This window comes from Gallintestinimicrobium sp. (genome assembly GCF_046968865.1).
Lineage (GTDB): Bacteria > Bacillota > Clostridia > Lachnospirales > Lachnospiraceae > Gallintestinimicrobium > Gallintestinimicrobium propionicum.
The window spans coordinates 166,731-186,484 of sequence record NZ_JBKVPW010000005.1 but is presented as its reverse complement, the minus strand read 5'-3'; the positions used below and the strand labels follow the sequence as shown (position 1 = coordinate 186,484).

Genomic DNA, 19,754 nt, shown 5'->3' with positions numbered 1-19,754 from the left:
TAGGATAAACACAAAATGTTACAGAAATGTCCTAATCAGATATTTTTCTTTTTAATTATAGGATAGCCTACTTTTCAGCACAAGAATAAAAATATGAATACATACAATAGTTTCAATGTCATGTTGGACAACAAGAACACCGCCGCAAACTATACGATTGCGGCGGTGTTAACTATGTATAAAATCTTCCTACAGGTTTTTATGTATGTATCCCGTATTTCGCCGTTTGGATGTTCTCTTCGCCATGCAGGATTACTCCGCCGCAGGTCTTTGCGCCCTGTACCATGTAGCCCTCAAAAAAGAAGCTGTAAGGCAAGTAATCATCTGTCAGGACGATGCGTTCGTAGTTGTACCAATTAAAATGCTGATCCAGAAATTTCCCCAGTTTGTGCCGCAGGATAGGATTCTCCACTACAGCCTTGAGATTTTTCCGGCTTTGAAACTCCAGCTTTGGCCGGTTCTGTTCCAGAATGGACAGCAGCCGCCACCGTGTTCTATCAACGGTTTCTCCCTCACCTGCCACATATGAGCGGAACGGCTCATAAGGCAGTCTTATTCGCTCGGTATAACCGGAAACGCTGTCTCTGCCAGCATCCTTCAGCCATGTGAAGGAAAGCTCCAGCACTTTGGCACCGCCTACGGCATCACATATCCGCAATTCTACATAGGAATGAATATCTTTGGTGATCAAATACTTTTTCTCCTCCAGCCGCTGCAATTCCTTTTTCAAAATAATAAAGCGTTGCGGCGAACAGCCTTTTCTGGAACGGGTCTTGACGGAAATGCTATCCTGATCCACATAAACTGTTGCCATTGTCCTATTATTCATACTCCACCTCATTTCTGCTATTTGCCTCTGCATGATGCATGGCAGTCTGCATGACCAGGAAGGGGTGCTCTACATACTCCTCTTTTGCTGAGGTATATGCCGCTCCGCCTAAAGAGTCCAGATACTGCCATCCGTTTTTGGATTTTGAGATATACACATAGAACGGTGCAAGCACATACTCATCCCGTTCATAGCAGCCCAGATACCGTCTTGCAAGTACAGCCACAACGCCCAGCTCTGCCGCTTTCTGTGTTGTCAGGGAAACTGCCAGTTTCATTACTTCCTTTTTTTCAATATCATTGAGTCCGAAAGTATAGATGCTCTCCAGAAACAGCACAGCCTTCTCACCGGCGGCAGATTTTCCGGCCTCCGTATTCTCCTGCGACAGATCAGCAAAAGAAAAATCGACGGCAGGCGGTTTTTGAAATGCACCCTTTGTCAAGCGGAGACAGGCACGAGCCACCACCGCTTCATCCTTTTTCACAAGGACAATCTTCTTATTAGAGTCGAAGGCAGCTAACAGGCACTCCCTCTGGCTTCCAGTACGGTAAGACAGACAGGTACTATGAGGAAGTTCGCCAAGCTGCAGCGTGTGGTAAAAATCATCCTCCTCCCCTGCCAAAAATGCACCTCGCGCCAACGAAAGATTTTTCTTCCAGAGGCTCTCCTGCATCTCGCTGACAGGGTAGCGAATCTCACGCTGCAGGTCACCGGCAAAATATTTGAGTTTATAGAACTGGCCCATCAATTCAGCCTGTACAATCCGTCGCAGCGCTTCAACAGCCAGCTCCTGCCCGTCCAGTTCCCCATAGAGAGCGCATACCATAGCCGCGCCGCCCTGCAGTAAAAATTCCGTGACAGTCTCCCGGTTCTGCTCCACAAAATCGTCTGAAAATGCCAGTTTTTCTTTTAGATCCAGCCAGTCTGCATCTGTTGTCAGAATATCTTTCCGCACCTGCTTCCAATCCGTCATTTCCAGAAGAGCCGTCATATTATTGAGGGCAAATACCGCATCCGACTCTGTAGTGAAATCCGGTATGAATGCCTGCAGCTGCGTATAGTGTTGCAGCAGCCCCATGGCAATCCGCCGGGTCAGCCCACAGATATGTCCAAATGAACCCCGATACCATTCGCTAAACGGCCTTTCCAACAGACATTTTCCAAGCTGCTCCAACTCTGCATCTCCTGTATACTGGCTGACCAGATCCCGTTTTATCAGCTGCCGCAGTGTCAGCAAACGCTGATCTATGGAAAGAGGTGTCAGCATAGTGTATAACCGGACATAAACCTCTTTCTGATGCCAAAGCTGATACATTTCCTCAAAGGTGTACTGCTGCCCTTCTTCCAGAAGCGTAAAAAAGCTGTCGCTGCGGTTCACAGAATCGCTGGCTTTCAAATTCTTCAGCGTCAGGGAATTGATGTTACAGTGCTCACAAAAGCCCGGCTCAAACAATAGAGAGTATCGCCCCAAGGACAGGAACACTTCACTGTTCTGATCCACCAATTCCAAAAAATGCTTTTTTCTATGCTCCACCGCATAAATGAGAATTGAAAACTGGAATTGCCGGACAGCATTAAAATCCAGATGGAGCCTGCCGGCATACAGAGCATTCAGATAACTCAGTTGGTTGCATAAAATTTCTTCCCTCCGTTCCTTGCTCAAAGGATGTGGCTGGGAGATAAACCAGTTGAGGTCATATTGTCCGGCATGGTTGTCCAGCCAGAGGTCAAAAAAAGCAGACAAATCCTCTGCGTCATATTCAAATACAGCCAACAGCCGGCGGAATTTTCCCACATCGGTCATTTTCATCCACCGGAGATCTTTCAGGCGTTCTACTGACAGAAACAGCCGCACACCATACCGATAGAGCAAGATGCAGACTCTCTGGAGCGGACGATTCTGTTCCAACAGTTCCAGAGCTTTCCGTTCATTTTGATGCCAGAAAAACAGATACGAGCCAAGAAACGGCTGCCGCATCATATCCCGCTGGTGCTCCGTCAGCATGGAAAGTCCCTTCCACTCCGCAATGGGAAAAGTCTGCAGGTTATCCAATATGACCTGCTCCTCTTCTTCATACATCACAAAGGGAAAATAGTATTTCAGGTATTCAAACCGCAGGGAAGGCAACAGTTCCAATTTCATGACTGCCAGCACCTGCTCTTGGGGATACGCTGTCAGTTTCTCTCCATACCCGTCTGCTGACTCTAAGACTGAAGCAATTTCTTCATCGCCAATCTCCTGCCTGCACAACACACCATAGAGCGCTGCAAAGTTCGGCACCCGAATCAGTTCTTCCTGTATCCGCTTTGTCTTTCGGATGTGCAGCCGTTTCTGTAATTGAAGTGTCTCCACCTGTCCACATGCCTGCTCTATGGCATCCTCTGAAAAGCTGCCTGTAAGCGCCGGGAGCAATCCGTCATCTTTCATTCTGGTCAATAGGGTCAGATGTTTTAATGTATTTCTCATGCTGCTTCACCTCCAATCAGTGTCAGTACCATATTCAAAATCTCATGCCTTGGCCGGGGTTCAGACTTTACCAGTTCACCACACAGTTCAAAAAAGGCATGTGCGCCTTTGGCTTCCATCGTCCGTACACAACCGACAGGCCATTCCACCAGCTTGTCAAACGCCATATTCAGCACCTCGTTCTTCTCGTCCTGATGATAATATCCCCCAATGAATTTAACCAGAGATTCGGCGCTGCCGTTATAAAGTTGCTGCAGCTTTTCCCGTTTCTGTATGGTCCGTTTTTCCTGCTCCAGTCGTTTTTCCTGCTTCTTTCTCTCAGCTTCGGCTCTGCGCTCATCTTCCAACTCTTCCTTGGAATAGAATGTTTCCTTCAGCCGGTTGATTTCATAGCCGTTATACTCGCTGTGGAGCAAAAACTGCCGCAACACCGCTGCCAGCGCTTTTTTATCATAAAGGTGTTGGATCTCCGGTGCTTTTAAGGCACTTAAAACGAAGTCCTCATATTTTTCTGGCTCAGTCTGGAAAACTGAACGCTCCACCCAGTCATAGAGCTGTCGATGCTGATCTGCAGATAGGAATGAACGGCTGATGTATGTTTTATATTCCCTTCTGCTGTAATACCCCTCACTCCTGACAAAGCATTCGTGAAAGTAAAACCGCTCGCCAAAAATCGTTTGAAGCTGAGGAAAAGTGTACTCAGCCAACAGTCTCTCCACAAATCTGAAACACCTCCAGCTTGAAATCGTCAGAGCATACTCCCTCAGCAACTTCAGCTGTGGTGCGTATTCACCATTCTGATGGTGCTGCTCAAAAAACTCCCACAAATCGATCTCTTTCTTCTCCACCAGAAATGCAAACGCCCGCCTACTGTTTTTACGGCAGCTTCTGAAATATTCTCCATAATCGGCTCCGGTCAGTTCTTGGTATCTGGAAAGCCACTGTTTCAAAGGGATCGCCTGCCTGGAATGCAGCATTTGCAAGGTAAACAACTCCATATAGTTATCCCGCTCCAGTTTCTTCGCCAAATCATCGTACTGAGAATCAAACACATCAAAGCGATACGGAAAATCCTTCTGTATCGTTTGATTCATCCATAACAGTGTTTTCGGCGCTGTGGGGTTCAAACCATATTGAACCGCTTCCCAGAGTCCCTGAAATCCTTCGTACTTGACCGTAAAGCTGTTATAGAACCGAAACAGCCAGCCAAGATACTCGTAAAATTCTTCCGAAAGATCCCTTGGAGCATTCAGAAGCATCCTCCCACACGCTGTTGCGATTTTCTCGGCAGTGATGCTCTTGGAACTCAACCGGTCCGGCAGCCTGTCCGCCCATACAGCGAGAGAGTTTGCCAAAATGATTTCATCGCAGCGATACCCTGCTTTAGTCAAAACCGAAAATTCGCGGCTGTCGGGCTTCATATTCATATACGGCAGTTTCATTAGCGTGCGCAGCACCAGGTCGGCTTTTCCGCGGTATTTCTTTGCCTGCTCTGCATAGAACCGGATGAACCATTCCAACACACCAAAATCATATACCAGTGAAAGTGTCCGATTTTGTGTGAATAGATGACTGAGTTGGGTATGTATTACCTCATAGCCATGTTCCCTATCATCAAACAACGACAGTACAAACAAAGCCTCCTCCGTTCTGACATATACCTTTGCCGCCAGCTCATCCAGCAGGTCATGCCGCCGGGCAGCGTCCGTTTCCAAAAGATACAGAGCGCCCTGCAGGTACACATCTTCTCCGGCAGACCGCCGCAATTTCTGGAGGAATGCTCCCCGCTGATTTCCCACAAACATATTGTCAGACTGGATCGCACAGGTATTTCCCAGCGCCAGAGCCAGAGCGCGGAGAACTCGGACATCATTGCCCAGTTTTTCCTCAAACTGCTCCAACACCTCGCCAGGATAACGCAGATGATATGGTTCAAAATAGCCGGACACATCCGTTTCCACCTGCCATATCTGCATCGCCCTTGTTTGTCGGTAAGTCCTTCCCGCCGTATCGTCCTGAGAAGTCTGTACTACCAATTCGGCAAAGGCATGGTAAAGCTCCAAATCAATAGCCCTCTGATATACCCGGTAAACCGGTATCCTGTCGATATGCATTAAAATCCCTCCTACTTGAAATCTTCCATAAAAGATATGGGGAGAGAGCCGCAACATGGCTCTCTCCCCATTGATCAACTGACAGCATACCGATGGTATGCTATATTTTCTTACTCAGCGCCGGCCATGCTGAAGAACTCCGCAGGTGACAGTACCGTAACGCCCAAATCCCTGGCCTTGGACAACTTGCTGCCGGCATTTTCGCCGCAGACCAGATAATCCGTCTTCTTGGACACCGAGCTGCCGGCATGGGCGCCCAGTGATTCGATCAGGTCATTGATTCCGTCCCGGGTGTAGGGTTCCACCTTGCCGGTAACTACGATAGTTTTTCCTACAAAGGGATTATCCTGCACCCTGCCTTCGCTGTGTTCTGCCACAGCAGGCTTTTGAATACTCATCATAGTCTGTAACTCCTCCCAAATACAAAAATTATCTTCTACACAGAACCAGTCGTGGATATTGTTATGCAATGTCTCCCCGAAATCCGGAAGCTGCCGGAAATCATAGCCGCCATAGACCGCATCCCGAAACTCATCCAAATCATAGTGGAACACACGACCCAATACCTTGCTGGCAGTGTTGCCGATCATAGGAATGTCCATAGAAATCAGATACCGTTCAAAGGTGGTATTCCGGCTCTGCTGGATAGCGTCCCAAAGGCGCTGCCAGGACTTTTCACCAAACCCATCCATGCGGACGATTTCAGCCCGGTAACGATCCAGACGGTAAATATCCAGATAACTATGGATAAATCCCTGACCGATGAATTTTTCCAATGTAGCCTCCGACAGCCCTTCAATGTCCATCGCCTTCTGGCTGACAAAATGGACGAACTTTTTCAGCCGACGTGTCTCGCAGTCAGGGTTATCACAGTACAGCGTCTTGATGATGCGATCCTCGCCATTTTCACCCTTTCCACTTGATTCATGGATGCGGGTAGGCTGTCCACAGCAGGGACAAACATGGGGAATCGTATCCACCATAGAGAAGCCGCCTCTGTCCAGATTTTCCTCCACGTGGGGGATGATCATGTTTCGTTTGCTTACCAGAATCCGGTTTCCAGCCATCAGTTCCAGATCCTCAATAAAGGACAGGTTGTGCAGACTGGCCCTGCTGACCTCACAGCCATCGATTTCCACCGGCGTAAATACTGCTACCGGAGCAATCTCTCCGGTTCTGCCCGGCGTCCATTCGATGTACTGCAGCAGGCTCTCATGCAGGTCATCTTCAAACTTATAGGCCAGACCGTCCTTATAGTGATGACCGGTGCGGCCGCAGCTCTGGGCATAGGCGATGTCGTTAAACGAAACTACGATACCGTCAATGGGGATATCTTTGTCAGTGGCATATTGCCGCAGCTGATAGATACCGGCTTCCACATTTTCCAGCGTCAGTTTCTGCTTTGTGACCAGATACTTACAGGGCTGGAACCCCAACGCACGCAGTTCCCGTAGCTTATCTGATTTCCGGGTCAGGTGCGGAAAGCCCTCCAGCACACCAAACGGCATGAAAACCAGCCGACGCTCCTGGCATGTCTTGGCATCCATCAGACGGATGGAACCAGCAGCCAGATTGCGGCCGTTTTTATAGGGCTTACCGCTGCTGTCCTGTAGGCTGGTCTTCAGTTCCTCAAAATCACTGGGTCTGATAAAGCCCTCGCCCGTCACAACCAGTCTCTCTTTGTAGGTGATGTGGGAAGGGATACCGCTGATGGCTCGGGTGTTATGGGTAATGATCTCCCCTTCGTCACCATCGCCACGGGTAGCCGCCTCCAGAAGTTCTCCATTCTCATAGGTCAACTTTACAGTCAAGCCATCCAGTTTGAGCATCAGCATCACCTGCTGCTCACCCATGAAATTCAGAAGATCCATACTGCTCTTAGTCTTATCCAAAGACAGCAGCGGGATATCATGTCTGGTTTTCTCCAGCCTGCTCACCGCAGGATAGCCTACTGTCTGGGTTGGCGAATTTGCCATTTGGATTCCCGTTTCCTGTTCCAACTCTTTCAACTCGTCAAAGAGTCTGTCATAGACCTCATCTGACACGCTGGGAGCGTTGCGGTTATAATACTCATCCCGATAGCGGTTGAGCCGGTCATTCAATTCCCTCTGCTTTTCAAAAATATTCCGTTCCATTATGCTGCCTCCTTTTCAAGTACCCGGAAGGACATAACCAGTTCTTCTTCCGTATGCTTCTGTTCACTGTCGAAAACACTGCAAACACCGTCTGCAAACTGCCAGTGGGCGGCTCTGCCCCACCAAAGGATCGGGCCGCGGCCGCCGTTGCCTCTGTTGGCAGACGCATCCGGCTGATTCGCTACGGTACTATAAAAGCCCTGCGTGTTTACCAGCGTAATGTTCCGTATCTGCCCAATACACTCCGGCCGACAGTGATCCAATATCTCCAACTGTGTCCCTTCCCGAAGTGTCCTGCGCAGCTGATTCAGATTTTTGATCATGCGATTTTCTCCTTTCCCCGCCCCACAGGGCAATCCTGCTGTGCGGTATGAAGCCCATTTCTGCCGGCTGCATACCTGCCAAAATTCAATTCATGGACAATACGCTGAATGGCGTCATCATCATTCCACGCTGCGTGAAGCGTATTCCGCTCTGGCCCGGCTCCCACATGGACACATACCTTTTCACTGCCAACCTGCAGCAGCACATCCTGTCGCCTGGCGCAAACCACTGCCAGATTTCCAATTTGTTTCATGCTCTGCTCCTTCCTTCTTCATCAATGACCGGACGCCCTCAAGGACGCCCGGCCATTCTCATTTTGTCACGCTGCAGCAGCCAATACCGGAGACTGGATGCTATCCGTGTTTTCCATCAGGTCTGCCATCAGCACATCCGCCAAAAGCCTTCCTGCCAAATGACCGGTATGGATGATGACACGATCCTTCTTCAACTGGATAAATTCCTTCTCACGAAGAATCCGGCTTTCCGCAGCCAGCGCCTTGTCGTTTTCTGTCAGCCTGGCAGTAATCACCCGCTGCCACTTCTGCAGAAACTCGGTCGCCTGCTCAATGTCCTTCTTCTGCCGGTCATATTCCGTCCGTTTCTGCCTCACTGTTCCATCCGGCTCCACTTCCAGCGTGTAATAGGCATGGAAAGGATCAGCCGTTTTACGCAGAAACACCACAAAGCTTTCTCGCCGCTCAATCCGGTCCCAGTAGCGGTCACTGCTGCCTGCACAGTGATGGAGCGCACGCCCCTCGGTAATAATGTCCAGAATACCGTCTGGCACCACTACCATATAATCCGCATCGGCGTACTCATATTTCGCTTTGATTTCCTGACAGATGGCATTAACATGGGGGAATTTCTCCTCCATCTCCTCGGCCTGCAGTTCAATATCCTTCTCCTGACATTTGAGCACCAGATCATCGTGGCGCCGCCGCAGTTTTCTGGTGCGATATACGATCTCATCATATACATTCATGTGCAATTTCTTTGCCATGGAAAGATAATCCTCCCAGGTACGCAGTACCTCATGGCTGTTTCGCCGGAAGGATGGCATCTGACGCCGTACATAGTTATAGACCTGCACCATGCTCATGCGGTCAGCAATGAACTGGACATCCCCAGGCTCAATATCCTGTTGACACATCCACAAAAGGACATTATCCGGGATTTCCCTGCCGATGCCCTTTTCATATTGCAGCCACCGCAGCAGATCACAGCCTCCATTATGGAGTCGAAGTCGCTGAAACCTCCTGCTGTCAAGGCCCAGAGCTTTAATCAGACTCCCGGCACTATGGTTTTTGATTAGTTCGCTGACTGTTCCGCAGGAACTGAAACATTCCTTGGTAAGCTTCGGCAGGTTCACCTTGCTGATCTGTTCCATTTGAGGTATCCGTTCGAGCACAGCCAGATATTTTTCCGGATCAACGCTTTTCTGCTTCCGAATCCAGTTGACGAGCCCTGTGCATCGAAGTTCCTGCTGTTCCAAAGTTGGCAGTGTTTTGCCATAAACCCGTCCATCATGCGAACCAGACCAACTATAAGAACAGGGGCTTCCGGAAATCCAGCGCATATTTCGCTGTTTATACAGACCCCAATAGTAGGTTCTTGGTTTTCTTTCCCGGTCATAAATCGTGCGCCGGATTTCCTGACAATAAAGCTTGGAGTTTGGAAGGCTTTCTTTCCCATATGTCCGGTCAGCCTGAAATTCACGAACTACAAAGCCGTCTTTGCATCGCTGGATCAGGTAGGCAAAATGTTTTTCTGTCTGCATATACCCCGCTCGTCCATAGGCTTTGAATACTACCGGATGCCGGCAGCAAATACAGCGGCCCTGTTGATTGTGATGGGGATGTACTTTGATCGGCACTTCCTTTTCGCAGTAGGTACAGTAACCTGTTTTGGCGCCGCCCTTTTTATAGTGGTAGTAAATGTAATTTTGCAGAATGGCAACCTTATCCACCCAGCGGCTCCAGTCCTTTGGAAGCTCCGGCACCTGTTCCATATCCTTATCCCATGGGTCAGTTTCCCGCCGGTGCCGCTGTTCGAGCTGTTCATCACGCACATCCCGCTGAAACTGCCGGATTGCCTCTACCGCTTTTTTATTGATGTTCAGATATGCCTGTATAGATGTCTCATCTTCATCGCTGATCCAGTAGGCTTTGGTATACCAGTATTGCCGCTTCCAGTCCAGTCTGTCCAGCTTGGATTCGCTCCATTTCTGTATCAGGCTGTTATAGGTAATAAACTGCCGCTTTTCTTTATCCAGATACACTTCATAGGCCGGATTACTCCCATCCAGGCGAAGATGCTCCGGGAAAAAGAAAGCCACCTTCAATATCCCATCCTGTTTGATACATCTTAGATAGGTATAATACTCACAGACTTCCCGAACATATCCGTAGTCAGTTTTTTCCTTTCTTGGCAGGTCTGAAGTCGCGATTTGCTTCATTTCATCCGTCGCTGTCAGCTTGGGAAGTGCCATCAGGGCTCTTTTTTTCATCTCAATTCACCATCCTCTTTGTCAAATCTACGCTATACCACACATCAGGCAGTAATGTAACGCCGTCAATCCGGCCCACTGCAACCTGTACGATACTTTCCGAATCCGGTGCTTCCTTCGCAAAAGCAAGGATGTCTCCCAGTCTGCCGGTGGCAACGGGGTCTTTACCCCGTACCACCGCATAGCCGCAGTTCGCCATTGCCCGGTTGGCTGCCACATGGGAGCTCCACACCCTGCGCGGATGATCTGCCATGTAGGCCAAACCATGTAAAAACAGCTCCTCTTTGGTGAGCCGCTTAATCACAGTCAGCTCCGTACAGGCGATTTTGGAGTCATGCTCATCTTCATCGATGTCGCCGCCGGCGTTGACAATATAATATTCCGAATGCTCCAGGCTGGAATAATAACTAAGGCAGTCCAGCGGGTCTTCCGCGCAGTGAAATCCATTTTCCCTGCAATTTGCTTTTTCAGTCGTATTGAGCCCCATCACAAACTGATAGCCACGGCATATCAGCCCGGGGCGAAAACCCTTATAAGCAATCATTCTTCATTTTTCCTCCTTTGCCGGCTCAGCCTGCCTTTGCCATCCCAAAATCCAGCAGCGACATCTGCCCATCCTGAGAAGGCTTTTTTTCCTCCTGCTTGGGTGCCGCCTTGGGTTCCGTCTTTTTCTTCTCTGCCGCCTTCTTGGGTTTGCTCTTTGCAGAGGACTTCCCAGCATACGGCTTGGGAACAAACTTCTCCTCATCCTCATGGTCTTCCTTGGCATCAGGGTCACGGAAATAATCTTCTGCCCACTGATAGCACATATCATCCGGCACATCGCAGCCATATGTCTGCTGTCCGGGACCAGGGTGGGTTCCGCTTGCTTTTAGTTCATCCTGCACATAATCCCATGCCTTTCGGTTGATGTACTGGAAACAGCGGATCATGTTCTTTTTCGGATGCATCGTCAGACGGGCAAACGCCGTATCTTCCATACAGAGCATCTGGATATGCTCGGACACACATTCCTTCATATTTCGCCGTGTCAGTTTTTCCACATCGGTACTCACCCTCTGGGTAGAGGCCGCGATTACTTCTTCATCACTCATCGCTTCCAGACGGGCGATCTGCTCCTGCTCCGCGGCTTTCTTCGCCTGCTGTTTGGCGTCAAATTCCGCTTTGCGCTGGGCTTCAGCCGCCTCATGCTCCGCACGCTTTTTTTCTTCATCTTCTGCGGCGGGCGGTTGTGCCGAATTCCCCTCCTCAGCAGACTTCTCTTCCCCATCAGACGCTACTTCATCCACAGGTTCTTCCTCTGCATCAGCCGAAGCAGTCTCACCGGCAGAAACCGAAGCCGCCGATACTGGGACAGTGTCTGTACCTACAGGCGGCACAGGCAAAGATTCCATCTCCTCCAGCTCAAAGGCTGCAGACGAATCGAACATACTGTTTTGCTGCTCCATTGCTATTTCTGAAAAAACACCCATTGTAAAATCTCCTTTCGCAAAAAATGGCATGGAGCAGGCCGTTATGACCCTTTCCATGCCATTGTGTGTTGCTCACAGCACATATAAAAGTGTGCTGAAGTTGTCAAAACAGTAGCAGACCACGCCAGTATACTGCCTTGACCATTCCTTGATTTTGTCCTGCACCTCCTGCGCAGCCTTTTGATTGCTCATATTCCAGGGTGGAGGTACCGTTACGGTAAAGTAGCCATTCTCCAGACAACTTCTGACATCTGCCGGAAGATTGGAGCACTGCTCATACAGTGCTGTAATCTGGCTTTTCTTCTTTTCTGCAATACGCATCTGACCCCTATCCCTTCATTCCTGTTTTTGAGCAGGCTCCGGAAGTCTTTTACACAAGAATGGGGAGAAGCGTACCGGCGCAAAATCCCGGCAGTCATTCACATAGAAGTATGTGCGTTTGCCTTGGCAGTCCAGTTCCACCACATCAGATGGAGCCAACGGGCGACCTCTGTAATCTTCCGGCAAATGCTCATTAAAGTCCAGGAACAGGCGCCCCAGCACTTCCATGTCATTCTGCCCCTTTGGGCAACAGACCTCTGCGCTCCATACCGTCTGATAGGCGGCGGCAGGCGGCTGTTCATATCCAGCCTTATGTAGCGCATCCAGTCGCTTGAATGCGAATGGTACTGTCTGTGTCTCACTTAGGCAAAGCTGGTAAATGCAAAACCTCCGGAAAACTCTCTGGCTGTCCAGAATATCCTTCAGCGCCCGATTGCCCTGAGCAAGAAATATCTGATACTCTTCCTTTGTAAGCCCCAGATACTCTGTCAGGTCCAAATCTTTCTCCGCTCTGGTGTGCCAAAGCTCGACGCAGCCATCTATATAGGTAAAGTCACACTTACCGCACAGATATTGCTGCTTAAAATTCATTCTCTGCACCTCCTTTTCCTTCTGTTCTTTCTCCCGAAGGGCAAGCTGCCAATCATCAAACCCTTTATAATTCGGATTCCAGGTCAGCTGACGACATGCCATTCCATTTTTCCGGGCCATCAGATAGATCTTAGATGCCCCGTTGGAGGTCATTTGGTTACTGTACTTATCCATATCATGAGCCTCAATGATCTCCTCAGTGCCATTCTGTGCCAGCAGTGCAAACAGCGTATCCAACTGGCTTGTGTTGTTTGCGCCGGCAATCGCCGCAAAAGTCCGGTTTGTCAGGCAGTGCGAGATGTCTGCTTTCAGCAGTCCCTCAATGACATAGACCACCCGAGCAGATGGATTGCCGATAAAATGTACCGGGCTCCCGGATGTGACACCCATATTTTTGGACGAGGACGAAAACCAGATGTATTTGGCTCCTGACTTATCCGGTGGATCATCTTTTTGCTTGAGCGGACTATCCAAAAGTATCTGCAGGCCATGTATCATACCGTCGTATCCCACAGCCGGAATCAAAATCCCTGCGTTTTTTCGGTAGAAGTTCATGGTCCAGCGCCCGCTGTCATCCAGATAAAAGCCGGGCACCCCCTCCACCTTGCATCCCTGTTTCATCAGCCGCTCGGTAATGGAGCGGCAAAGGAATGGGGGTGGAGTACTCTTGAACCCAATCCGGTCGATCTGTTCATCCGACAGTCCCCGTTTTGGGGAGTGCAGATGGTTGCGGTGGGCAGGCTGAAGAGGCAGCATAGCGAGCAGCAGCGAAAGCGTTTGATGAATTTCCTGTCCGCTGGCCCGTTCTGCTTGCTGCACTGTTTTTAGTTCGCCCCTCCTCTCATATCCCGCAAGGTCGGTCTGAGTCCCCGAAACCGGGGACCCAGTGCCAGCCTGCTGGTTTCCTGCCATCTCATATCCAGAGTTCGGCCGTTCCCTGTGAAAATCGTTGCACAGGGCTTCTCCTATTTCCCAATACGCATCGGATGTAGTCGTATTGTTTAGCCGCGCATAAAGCGCAAGCATACCGCCATGCTCATCACAATAATTGCACCGCCAGACATTTTTGACGAAATTCACATTCATCTTACCGCGGCGGTCACCACAAAACGGGCAATCCACATATACACTGTTTGCCTGTCGGCGTCTGATTCGTAGATGTAGAAGTTCCACTACATCCATAATACCGAACGGAAAATCTCCTGGATATGAGTCCATCTGTTCTCCCTCCCTTCTTGGCCCCATAGATGGGGCTGCTTATCATCCGGCTTTCTGTGCGGCCATACCATCGAGCATGATCTGCGCCGCAGCACGAACGATATTGTTGGTGCTCTTGTTGCCGGGGGTGAGGTAGAATTTCAGACTCACCGGACGCTCCTTGGCAACTGTTGCCATGGTCTTTCCTTTGCTCAGACCACTATCCACCACCACATTCTGCGCTTCTTCAAAGGTCATTACCTTCAAGATGTCTTCTACCGGAGTGCTCTCCGTATAAGAAGGCGCCATAGGCTGATCGGGTGCTTCCTGTTGGACAACAGGCGCCACAGGCAGTTCTTCCGGTTCATCCGATTGGAATACGGAGGCGGTCGGCTGCTCAGACACATCATCCTGTTTTGGACTGCTATCCAATGTAACCTCGCGGCTCGGTACCGGCAGCTCCATATTGGGAGCATTCTCCTCTACCTTGCCGGCAGGCAGTGTATCCATATTCTCCTTCTCTTCTGCAACCATCTGTTGGACAACTGGCTGTACCGGAGAAACCGGGGACTGTTCATTCTGAACCGGCTTTGCCGCAGGTTTCTGAATAGGCGCCGGACGAGCAGGCGTATTACGGCCCTCTACGGCGTTCTGAGGCGCTCTTTCCGGCCGGGCATGAACTTCCCCACCAGATTGCCGCAGCGCCGCTCCAGGGGCTTCTACGGGCCTCTGCGCCGCATTTGGCATCGGTTGCCGGATAGGAGCCGTCCCGGAAAGCGGAATACTACTTCCAAACACCTTGCCCGTACTGTCAACAGCAACATCGGCAAACTGCAGACCGAAACCGGCATCCGACAGCGCAGCACTCAATGCCTCATCCTGGGCAGCCTGTACATAGTCAGTACCTTCTTCTGCACTATGCTGCGAGATGTAACTGCTGATGGGCTCTGCATCACTGCGGTCCAGATAGACTCTGGCCTCCATAATCGCAAGCTGTTCCGTGATTCGCAGGGTAGTCAGTTTCATGCGGCCCTGTGGGTGACGCAGACGGAACCACAGTTTCTGATAAGGCAATTCCAACTGCAGCATTTCCTCATTGGTCTTTCTGGATACCTTATGGCGCAGAAATTTGAGCGGGTCAAAGCCCGGCACCTTGTTCAGTTCTGCCACTGCCGGAATTGTTTTGTACATCATAGGCATCGGATTACTTTTTTCGTTCATGTTGGAAACTCCTTTCTGACATAAAAATAGGAGACGCCAAGTGCTATTTCTGCATCTGACCTCTCTTTTTTAACTTGCGTTCTTTAATTGTTCTTCCAACGCAGCCGGAATGGGGATACCGGCTTTCTTTGCGTAGGCTTTGAAATACATCTGAATACGCATACCCAGCAGCGTATTCCGCTTGCCGATCTCATTACGATGGATTGCCATAAACAATACCTGTTTCTGCCCAATCAGAATCACCCGCTTTTTGGCACGCGTGATTCCGGTGTAGAGCAGATTACGGTACATCATGATGGTGTGCGCTTTGAGCAGCGGCATAATAACGGTCTCATACTCAGAGCCCATAGCCTTGTGGATCGTAGTAGCATAAGCCAGATCCACATTGCTCAAATCATCTACGCCGTATTCCAGTGTTCTGCCAGCGCCAAAATCCATGCCGATTTTTTTACCCTGGTCAGTGTCCTTAATATACCGGATGAAGCCCAGATCTCCATTAGAGACCTTTTCTGTGTTCTTGGTCTGCATGATGCGGTCATTGACCCGGAATATCCTGGGGCCAAACTTGATTTCTTCCTCCGCAGAGCGGAATGGGTTGACCAATTCACGAATGGTTTCATTCAGCTGTTCCGACGATGCGGCGCCTTCTGAACGGAAAGGTGAAAGAATCTGCACATTCTCAATGCCACTCTCCTGTATCTCCAAACAATACCGTTCTGTAATCTTTTCAGCGGTGTCTTCCTGACTATCACCAGACACGAAAACAAAGTCCGGTCCATAAAACAGTTTGGTATTGCCCTCGTTGATAAATTTGGCGTTATAGGCAATCAGACTGTCCTTCGACTGACGGAAAATCTGATCCAGCACCGTTACCGGGACGATTTGGGTCTCGATGATCTCACGAAACACATTTCCGGCTCCTACGCTCGGAAGCTGATCTGGGTCGCCTACCAGTACGATTCTGGCATTTGCCTTCATGCGCTCAAAGAATTTCTCGGCAAGCCACATATCCACCATGGAAAACTCATCCACAATGATTAAATCGGCCGACAGTGGCTCTGACTTTCTGTTCCGGCTACCCTCATCCTCTTCACTGGTCAGTCCCAGACCACTGTGTAATGTTCGGGCATCCTCAAAGCCGGTACTCTCCGACATCCTGCGGCTTGCCCGACCGGTAGGCGCCATAAGAGCAATTTTGCCATCAGGGTGCAGCCGCCGGTAAACCTCAAGTATCGTCCGCAGCACTGTTGTTTTACCAGTACCAGGAGAACCCGTAATCACTGACAAGCCATGCCTAAATGCAGCATAGACCGCAGCCTCCTGCTGTGCAGACAGGCGCAGTCCCATTTCAACCTTGACCTGTTCCAGCACCGGCGCAATATGCTCTACTGGCATCTGGGTGACCAGACGCTGGGCGATCCGGCGCGCCGTTTCATCCTCTTGGGCAAACACTCTGGGAAGATAGATATTATCCTTCACGGAAACGATTGCTCCATTCAGGATCATTTCCTGCATCATATCCCTGACTTCCTGCTGATGCAGGCGAAGCTCCGGTACAGGTATCTTCTCATTGAGCAGTTTCAGCGCTGATTTCTCCAGTTCTTCAGAACTGATGTACAGATGGCCTCGTTTACTCTTGCCCTCATCCAGCGCACAAAAGACAGCCCCTTTGATACGCATGGGGTCATGGAGATCGCCCCCGCTCTTTTGTACGATTGCATCTACCCGCCGAAATCCAAAGCCGGAGATCTGGCAAAGCTCAAATGGGCTCTTTTCCAAAATCTCTACGCTGGTCGGGCCGAAATATTGATATATTTTCAATGCCGTCTTGGGAGTAATCTTAAACGGTGCCAGCAAGGTCATAATTCCTTGGAGCATACGGTTTTCTGCATAAGAAGCTTTGATGTCCTCCAATTTATTTTCCGTAATGCCCCGGATCTCCAACAGCCGCTCCGGCTGGTGTTCCAGAATATCCAATGTGTCCACACCGAACCGCTCCACAATGTCTGCGGCAGTTTTGGGACCAATCCCTTTGATAAGCCCGGAGGCAAGGTAGCCCTCTACGCCGTTTTTTGTTCTGGGCACAATTTCACGCCACTGCTCCACCTGGAGCTGGACACCATACTTGCCTTTTGCCCATTCACCATCCAGTTCCAACTCTACCGCATCTGTCCGTGGAATCTCATACCCCACAGCTGTAAAGCGGATCAAATAGTCTTTGTACCGCCTGTTTGACCTGGCCTCAGCTGGCACACTCTGGTCTGCGGTTTTTACACTGATGATACAAAACTTATTGGCAGGATTATAAAAAATCGTCCCGTCGTAGGTACCAATACAATTCATCCTTTTTCACCTCACTAAGCGGCCTCCATAATCGAGGCTCTAACACTGAACCGTCTGGATTCGGATACTGTAACAAACTGCTCGTAAATATCCGGATGCTCCAGTTTCAACCGAAGCAGGTTATCCTTGTCGATGACGGACTTGCGAACAGGGGTATAGGTAACCGTATAGTTCACTCCCTCCTGCTCACAGACTGCAGTGCAGCTGGTACCCATTTCCGCAATCAACAGCGCCTTCAGACGCTGAATATCCTTGTCGATTTCTTTGGAGTACACCTCTGCATTTTTCTTTTCATCCAGAAGCCGCAAATACTGCATAAGTTTTGCAGTCATATCCAGGTCGAGTGCAACGGCCGGGGCATTTTTATCTGCCGGGCCAAAGTGTTTGCGTGCGCTCTCAATAATCAAGGCCCCACTTTCTGTATAGGGCGGCGGCACATGGCGCTGGACATGGTTTTCCCAGAAATACTGCTCCAAAAAGACCATCTCAGCCTCATACTCGAAATCACGCTTGACCTCCCGGATAATAACTTCCTCCTCGTTGTTACCATACAGGCAGCAAAAGAAACATCGGTCAAGATCCGTTACTGCCATATAATGACGCCCCTGAGATTCATAGTAGACTGGAACAGTCTCCATCCCATTCATCCACCAGTTATCTCTGGCATTATAGTTTGTGGTCTTGATCTCAAGGATCGCTGTGGTGCCATCCGGCAGTTCCACAAAGTAGTCCACATCAGCCAGCATCCAAGGATACTGTGGGTGCTGGAACATCTTTTTGATTTGGTAGACCCGATATCCGGTTTTCCGCTCGAATATCTTTGCTACCAGAGGCTCCAGCAAATGCCCCATTTCCATGGCAACCCAGTTGCCCTCATCATCTTCCACTGACGCTATGTTCAGTTTGTCGTAGTACAGATCCCTGGCTGTCCGGAATGGAGAAGTGCCAAAGATTGCTGATACATCGCTGCCGCCGATTCCACGGCGCCGGTAATCCAGCCAGTCTTCTTCTGAAAGATCTGCCGTTTCTACCAGCACCAGCGGTTCATGCCGCTTTCGTTCAGCACTATTGCTGCCAGACATATCAAATCCCCCTTCGTGATCTTCGGGGCAAAATAACTGCCCTCGCCATTGGTGCAACATTTTGGGGCCGGAGCGAAGATACTGCCTGTCTCTTCATCTTCCAGTCCGTGGAGTGTGCCGGCTTGACCCGCCGACCATTCTGCTTTCTTTTCTGCTTCACATTCATGTACATGACCTGCCTTTCTCAGTTTTGATTTATCCTTAAAGCCCTTTCAGGCTTACAGGCAATAAAAAAGCGAGAATGACAGACGGCATAAAGCCTGGCGTCCATAGTTGCCTATGAACCGATGTCATTCTCGCAATGGTGGGTAAATCCCGTAAAATAAAAAAAGCCAGCAATATACCGGCCTGAAAAGGCGCAGTGATACTACTGACACAAGTACAAAATTAACAGCGTGTGCAATGCAGTCATTACTCCGCAACACAAGCCCTAAAGCCTGTGTACCCTGACGGGCAACGCACAAAAATCAATTACATTGCAATTCTAACACAATATATAGTGCTTGTCAATTCAAACATTCTATATATTGATTTTGGATTTTCTTTAAATTTTCTTTCCTCTTTGCAGAAGTTCTTTCTTCCCCGCCTATTTATAGGATGTATCGGATCATTTGGTAATACCGGATGATCCCTACGCTCTTTTAGTACCTTGACAAGTTCATAACCTCTATGGGGAGTTATACAGGAATTCTGGACAGTGTGCGATGACCACAGAAGCGCGCCCATAATCGAAGTGTTGCACAGCAGCAGCCTGAAATACACGGCAGAACCGTTCTGGCGTAGGAAATGGCCCCATTAGAGTTCTTTTGTTATTTCAATACTTCCTGACCTCAAGACCGTTTTCATTGTTTTTGTTGAAAACCTTCTTCTACAAATCGTAAGGGATCATTGTAATCGAAAAAAGGAGGACGATTATGGAGAAAAGAAAACCGAATGACCTACCGCCGGAGCAGTGCTTGGCTGTTGATACCGATACCCTTTGCAAACTGTTGTGCTGTGGAAGGCACACTGCAGTACAGATTGGGGATCTTGCCAATGCACGCATTACCATGAACACCCGTGTCCTATGGAGTGTCCAGCGTATCAAAGAATATCTTTATGATATTTCCGGCTAAATAACCATGCCAGTAAGGCGCACTACACTTTTATAAT

At 49.5% G+C, this 19,754-nt stretch carries 15 protein-coding genes; 1 reads left to right on the top strand and 14 read right to left on the bottom strand.

What is annotated here, in order from left to right; translation table 11 throughout:
- Positions 1-199: 199 nt before the first annotated feature.
- The 14 genes from ACLTOQ_RS06580 to ACLTOQ_RS06515 all read right to left on the bottom strand — a co-directional run bounded on the left by ACLTOQ_RS06580 (position 200) and on the right by ACLTOQ_RS06515 (position 18,602).
- Positions 200-829, bottom strand: a complete 630-nt coding sequence (locus tag ACLTOQ_RS06580) for a hypothetical protein (protein WP_118560430.1) — start codon at positions 827-829, stop codon at positions 200-202.
- Positions 822-3,296: a hypothetical protein gene (locus tag ACLTOQ_RS06575; protein ID WP_412319111.1), complete on the bottom strand. Its 2,475-nt coding sequence runs from the start codon at positions 3,294-3,296 to the stop codon at positions 822-824. Before ACLTOQ_RS06575 ends, ACLTOQ_RS06580 begins: the two co-directional genes overlap by 8 nt.
- Positions 3,293-5,410, bottom strand: a complete 2,118-nt coding sequence (locus ACLTOQ_RS06570; RefSeq protein WP_412319110.1) for a hypothetical protein — start codon at positions 5,408-5,410, stop codon at positions 3,293-3,295. The genes ACLTOQ_RS06575 and ACLTOQ_RS06570 overlap by 4 nt, the downstream gene beginning before the upstream one ends.
- 110 nt (positions 5,411-5,520) lie before the next feature.
- Positions 5,521-7,545 (bottom strand): NAD-dependent DNA ligase LigA, encoded by a 2,025-nt coding sequence (gene ligA / locus ACLTOQ_RS06565; RefSeq protein WP_412319109.1) that lies wholly within the window; start codon positions 7,543-7,545, stop codon positions 5,521-5,523.
- Positions 7,545-7,868, bottom strand: coding sequence for a hypothetical protein (locus tag ACLTOQ_RS06560; RefSeq protein WP_003501931.1), 324 nt, complete (start codon positions 7,866-7,868; stop codon positions 7,545-7,547). The genes ligA and ACLTOQ_RS06560 overlap by 1 nt, the downstream gene beginning before the upstream one ends.
- Positions 7,865-8,122 carry a hypothetical protein gene (locus ACLTOQ_RS06555; RefSeq protein WP_118560436.1) on the bottom strand — a complete coding sequence of 86 codons (258 nt, stop codon included), beginning with the start codon at positions 8,120-8,122 and terminating at the stop codon, positions 7,865-7,867. Before ACLTOQ_RS06555 ends, ACLTOQ_RS06560 begins: the two co-directional genes overlap by 4 nt.
- A gap of 66 nt (positions 8,123-8,188) precedes the next feature.
- A complete protein-coding gene (locus tag ACLTOQ_RS06550; protein WP_412249094.1) occupies positions 8,189-10,375 on the bottom strand; it encodes a PcfJ domain-containing protein in 2,187 nt (728 codons plus the stop codon).
- 1 nt (position 10,376) lies between these two features.
- Positions 10,377-10,919, bottom strand: coding sequence for a hypothetical protein (locus tag ACLTOQ_RS06545; protein WP_006874378.1), 543 nt, complete (start codon positions 10,917-10,919; stop codon positions 10,377-10,379).
- Between the two features lie 25 nt (positions 10,920-10,944).
- Positions 10,945-11,847, bottom strand: a complete 903-nt coding sequence (locus tag ACLTOQ_RS06540) for a Cas9 inhibitor AcrIIA9 family protein (RefSeq protein WP_412319108.1) — start codon at positions 11,845-11,847, stop codon at positions 10,945-10,947.
- Positions 11,848-11,919: 72 nt separating this feature from the next.
- A complete protein-coding gene (locus ACLTOQ_RS06535) occupies positions 11,920-12,168 on the bottom strand; it encodes a hypothetical protein (protein ID WP_118560440.1) in 249 nt (82 codons plus the stop codon).
- A gap of 15 nt (positions 12,169-12,183) precedes the next feature.
- Positions 12,184-13,977, bottom strand: coding sequence for a YodL domain-containing protein (locus ACLTOQ_RS06530; protein ID WP_029465841.1), 1,794 nt, complete (start codon positions 13,975-13,977; stop codon positions 12,184-12,186).
- Positions 13,978-14,019: 42 nt separating this feature from the next.
- Positions 14,020-15,177: a hypothetical protein gene (locus ACLTOQ_RS06525; RefSeq protein WP_412185290.1), complete on the bottom strand. Its 1,158-nt coding sequence runs from the start codon at positions 15,175-15,177 to the stop codon at positions 14,020-14,022.
- Between the two features lie 69 nt (positions 15,178-15,246).
- Entirely contained in the window at positions 15,247-17,520 is a 2,274-nt protein-coding gene (locus tag ACLTOQ_RS06520; RefSeq protein ID WP_412319107.1) for an ATP-dependent RecD-like DNA helicase, read from the bottom strand.
- A 14-nt stretch (positions 17,521-17,534) separates the two neighbouring features.
- Positions 17,535-18,602, bottom strand: a complete 1,068-nt coding sequence (locus ACLTOQ_RS06515; protein ID WP_412319106.1) for a YqaJ viral recombinase family protein — start codon at positions 18,600-18,602, stop codon at positions 17,535-17,537.
- 914 nt (positions 18,603-19,516) lie between these two features.
- Between ACLTOQ_RS06515 and ACLTOQ_RS06510 the strand changes: the two genes are divergently transcribed.
- Positions 19,517-19,717, top strand: a complete 201-nt coding sequence (locus tag ACLTOQ_RS06510; RefSeq protein ID WP_003501914.1) for a hypothetical protein — start codon at positions 19,517-19,519, stop codon at positions 19,715-19,717.
- The last annotated feature ends 37 nt before the right edge of the window (positions 19,718-19,754 follow it).

Coding starts and splice junctions, on each gene's coding strand:
- ligA (WP_412319109.1), bottom strand. CDS start 7,545: ATGGAACGGAATATTTTTGAAAAGCAGAGGGAATTGAATGACCGGCTC.
- ACLTOQ_RS06515 (WP_412319106.1), bottom strand. CDS start 18,602: ATGTCTGGCAGCAATAGTGCTGAACGAAAGCGGCATGAACCGCTGGTG.
- ACLTOQ_RS06525 (WP_412185290.1), bottom strand. CDS start 15,177: ATGAACGAAAAAAGTAATCCGATGCCTATGATGTACAAAACAATTCCG.
- ACLTOQ_RS06575 (WP_412319111.1), bottom strand. CDS start 3,296: ATGAGAAATACATTAAAACATCTGACCCTATTGACCAGAATGAAAGAT.
- ACLTOQ_RS06535 (WP_118560440.1), bottom strand. CDS start 12,168: ATGCGTATTGCAGAAAAGAAGAAAAGCCAGATTACAGCACTGTATGAG.
- ACLTOQ_RS06550 (WP_412249094.1), bottom strand. CDS start 10,375: ATGAAAAAAAGAGCCCTGATGGCACTTCCCAAGCTGACAGCGACGGAT.
- ACLTOQ_RS06545 (WP_006874378.1), bottom strand. CDS start 10,919: ATGATTGCTTATAAGGGTTTTCGCCCCGGGCTGATATGCCGTGGCTAT.
- ACLTOQ_RS06555 (WP_118560436.1), bottom strand. CDS start 8,122: ATGAAACAAATTGGAAATCTGGCAGTGGTTTGCGCCAGGCGACAGGAT.
- ACLTOQ_RS06560 (WP_003501931.1), bottom strand. CDS start 7,868: ATGATCAAAAATCTGAATCAGCTGCGCAGGACACTTCGGGAAGGGACA.
- ACLTOQ_RS06510 (WP_003501914.1), top strand. CDS start 19,517: ATGGAGAAAAGAAAACCGAATGACCTACCGCCGGAGCAGTGCTTGGCT.
- ACLTOQ_RS06520 (WP_412319107.1), bottom strand. CDS start 17,520: ATGAATTGTATTGGTACCTACGACGGGACGATTTTTTATAATCCTGCC.
- ACLTOQ_RS06570 (WP_412319110.1), bottom strand. CDS start 5,410: ATGCATATCGACAGGATACCGGTTTACCGGGTATATCAGAGGGCTATT.
- ACLTOQ_RS06580 (WP_118560430.1), bottom strand. CDS start 829: ATGAATAATAGGACAATGGCAACAGTTTATGTGGATCAGGATAGCATT.
- ACLTOQ_RS06530 (WP_029465841.1), bottom strand. CDS start 13,977: ATGGACTCATATCCAGGAGATTTTCCGTTCGGTATTATGGATGTAGTG.
- ACLTOQ_RS06540 (WP_412319108.1), bottom strand. CDS start 11,847: ATGGGTGTTTTTTCAGAAATAGCAATGGAGCAGCAAAACAGTATGTTC.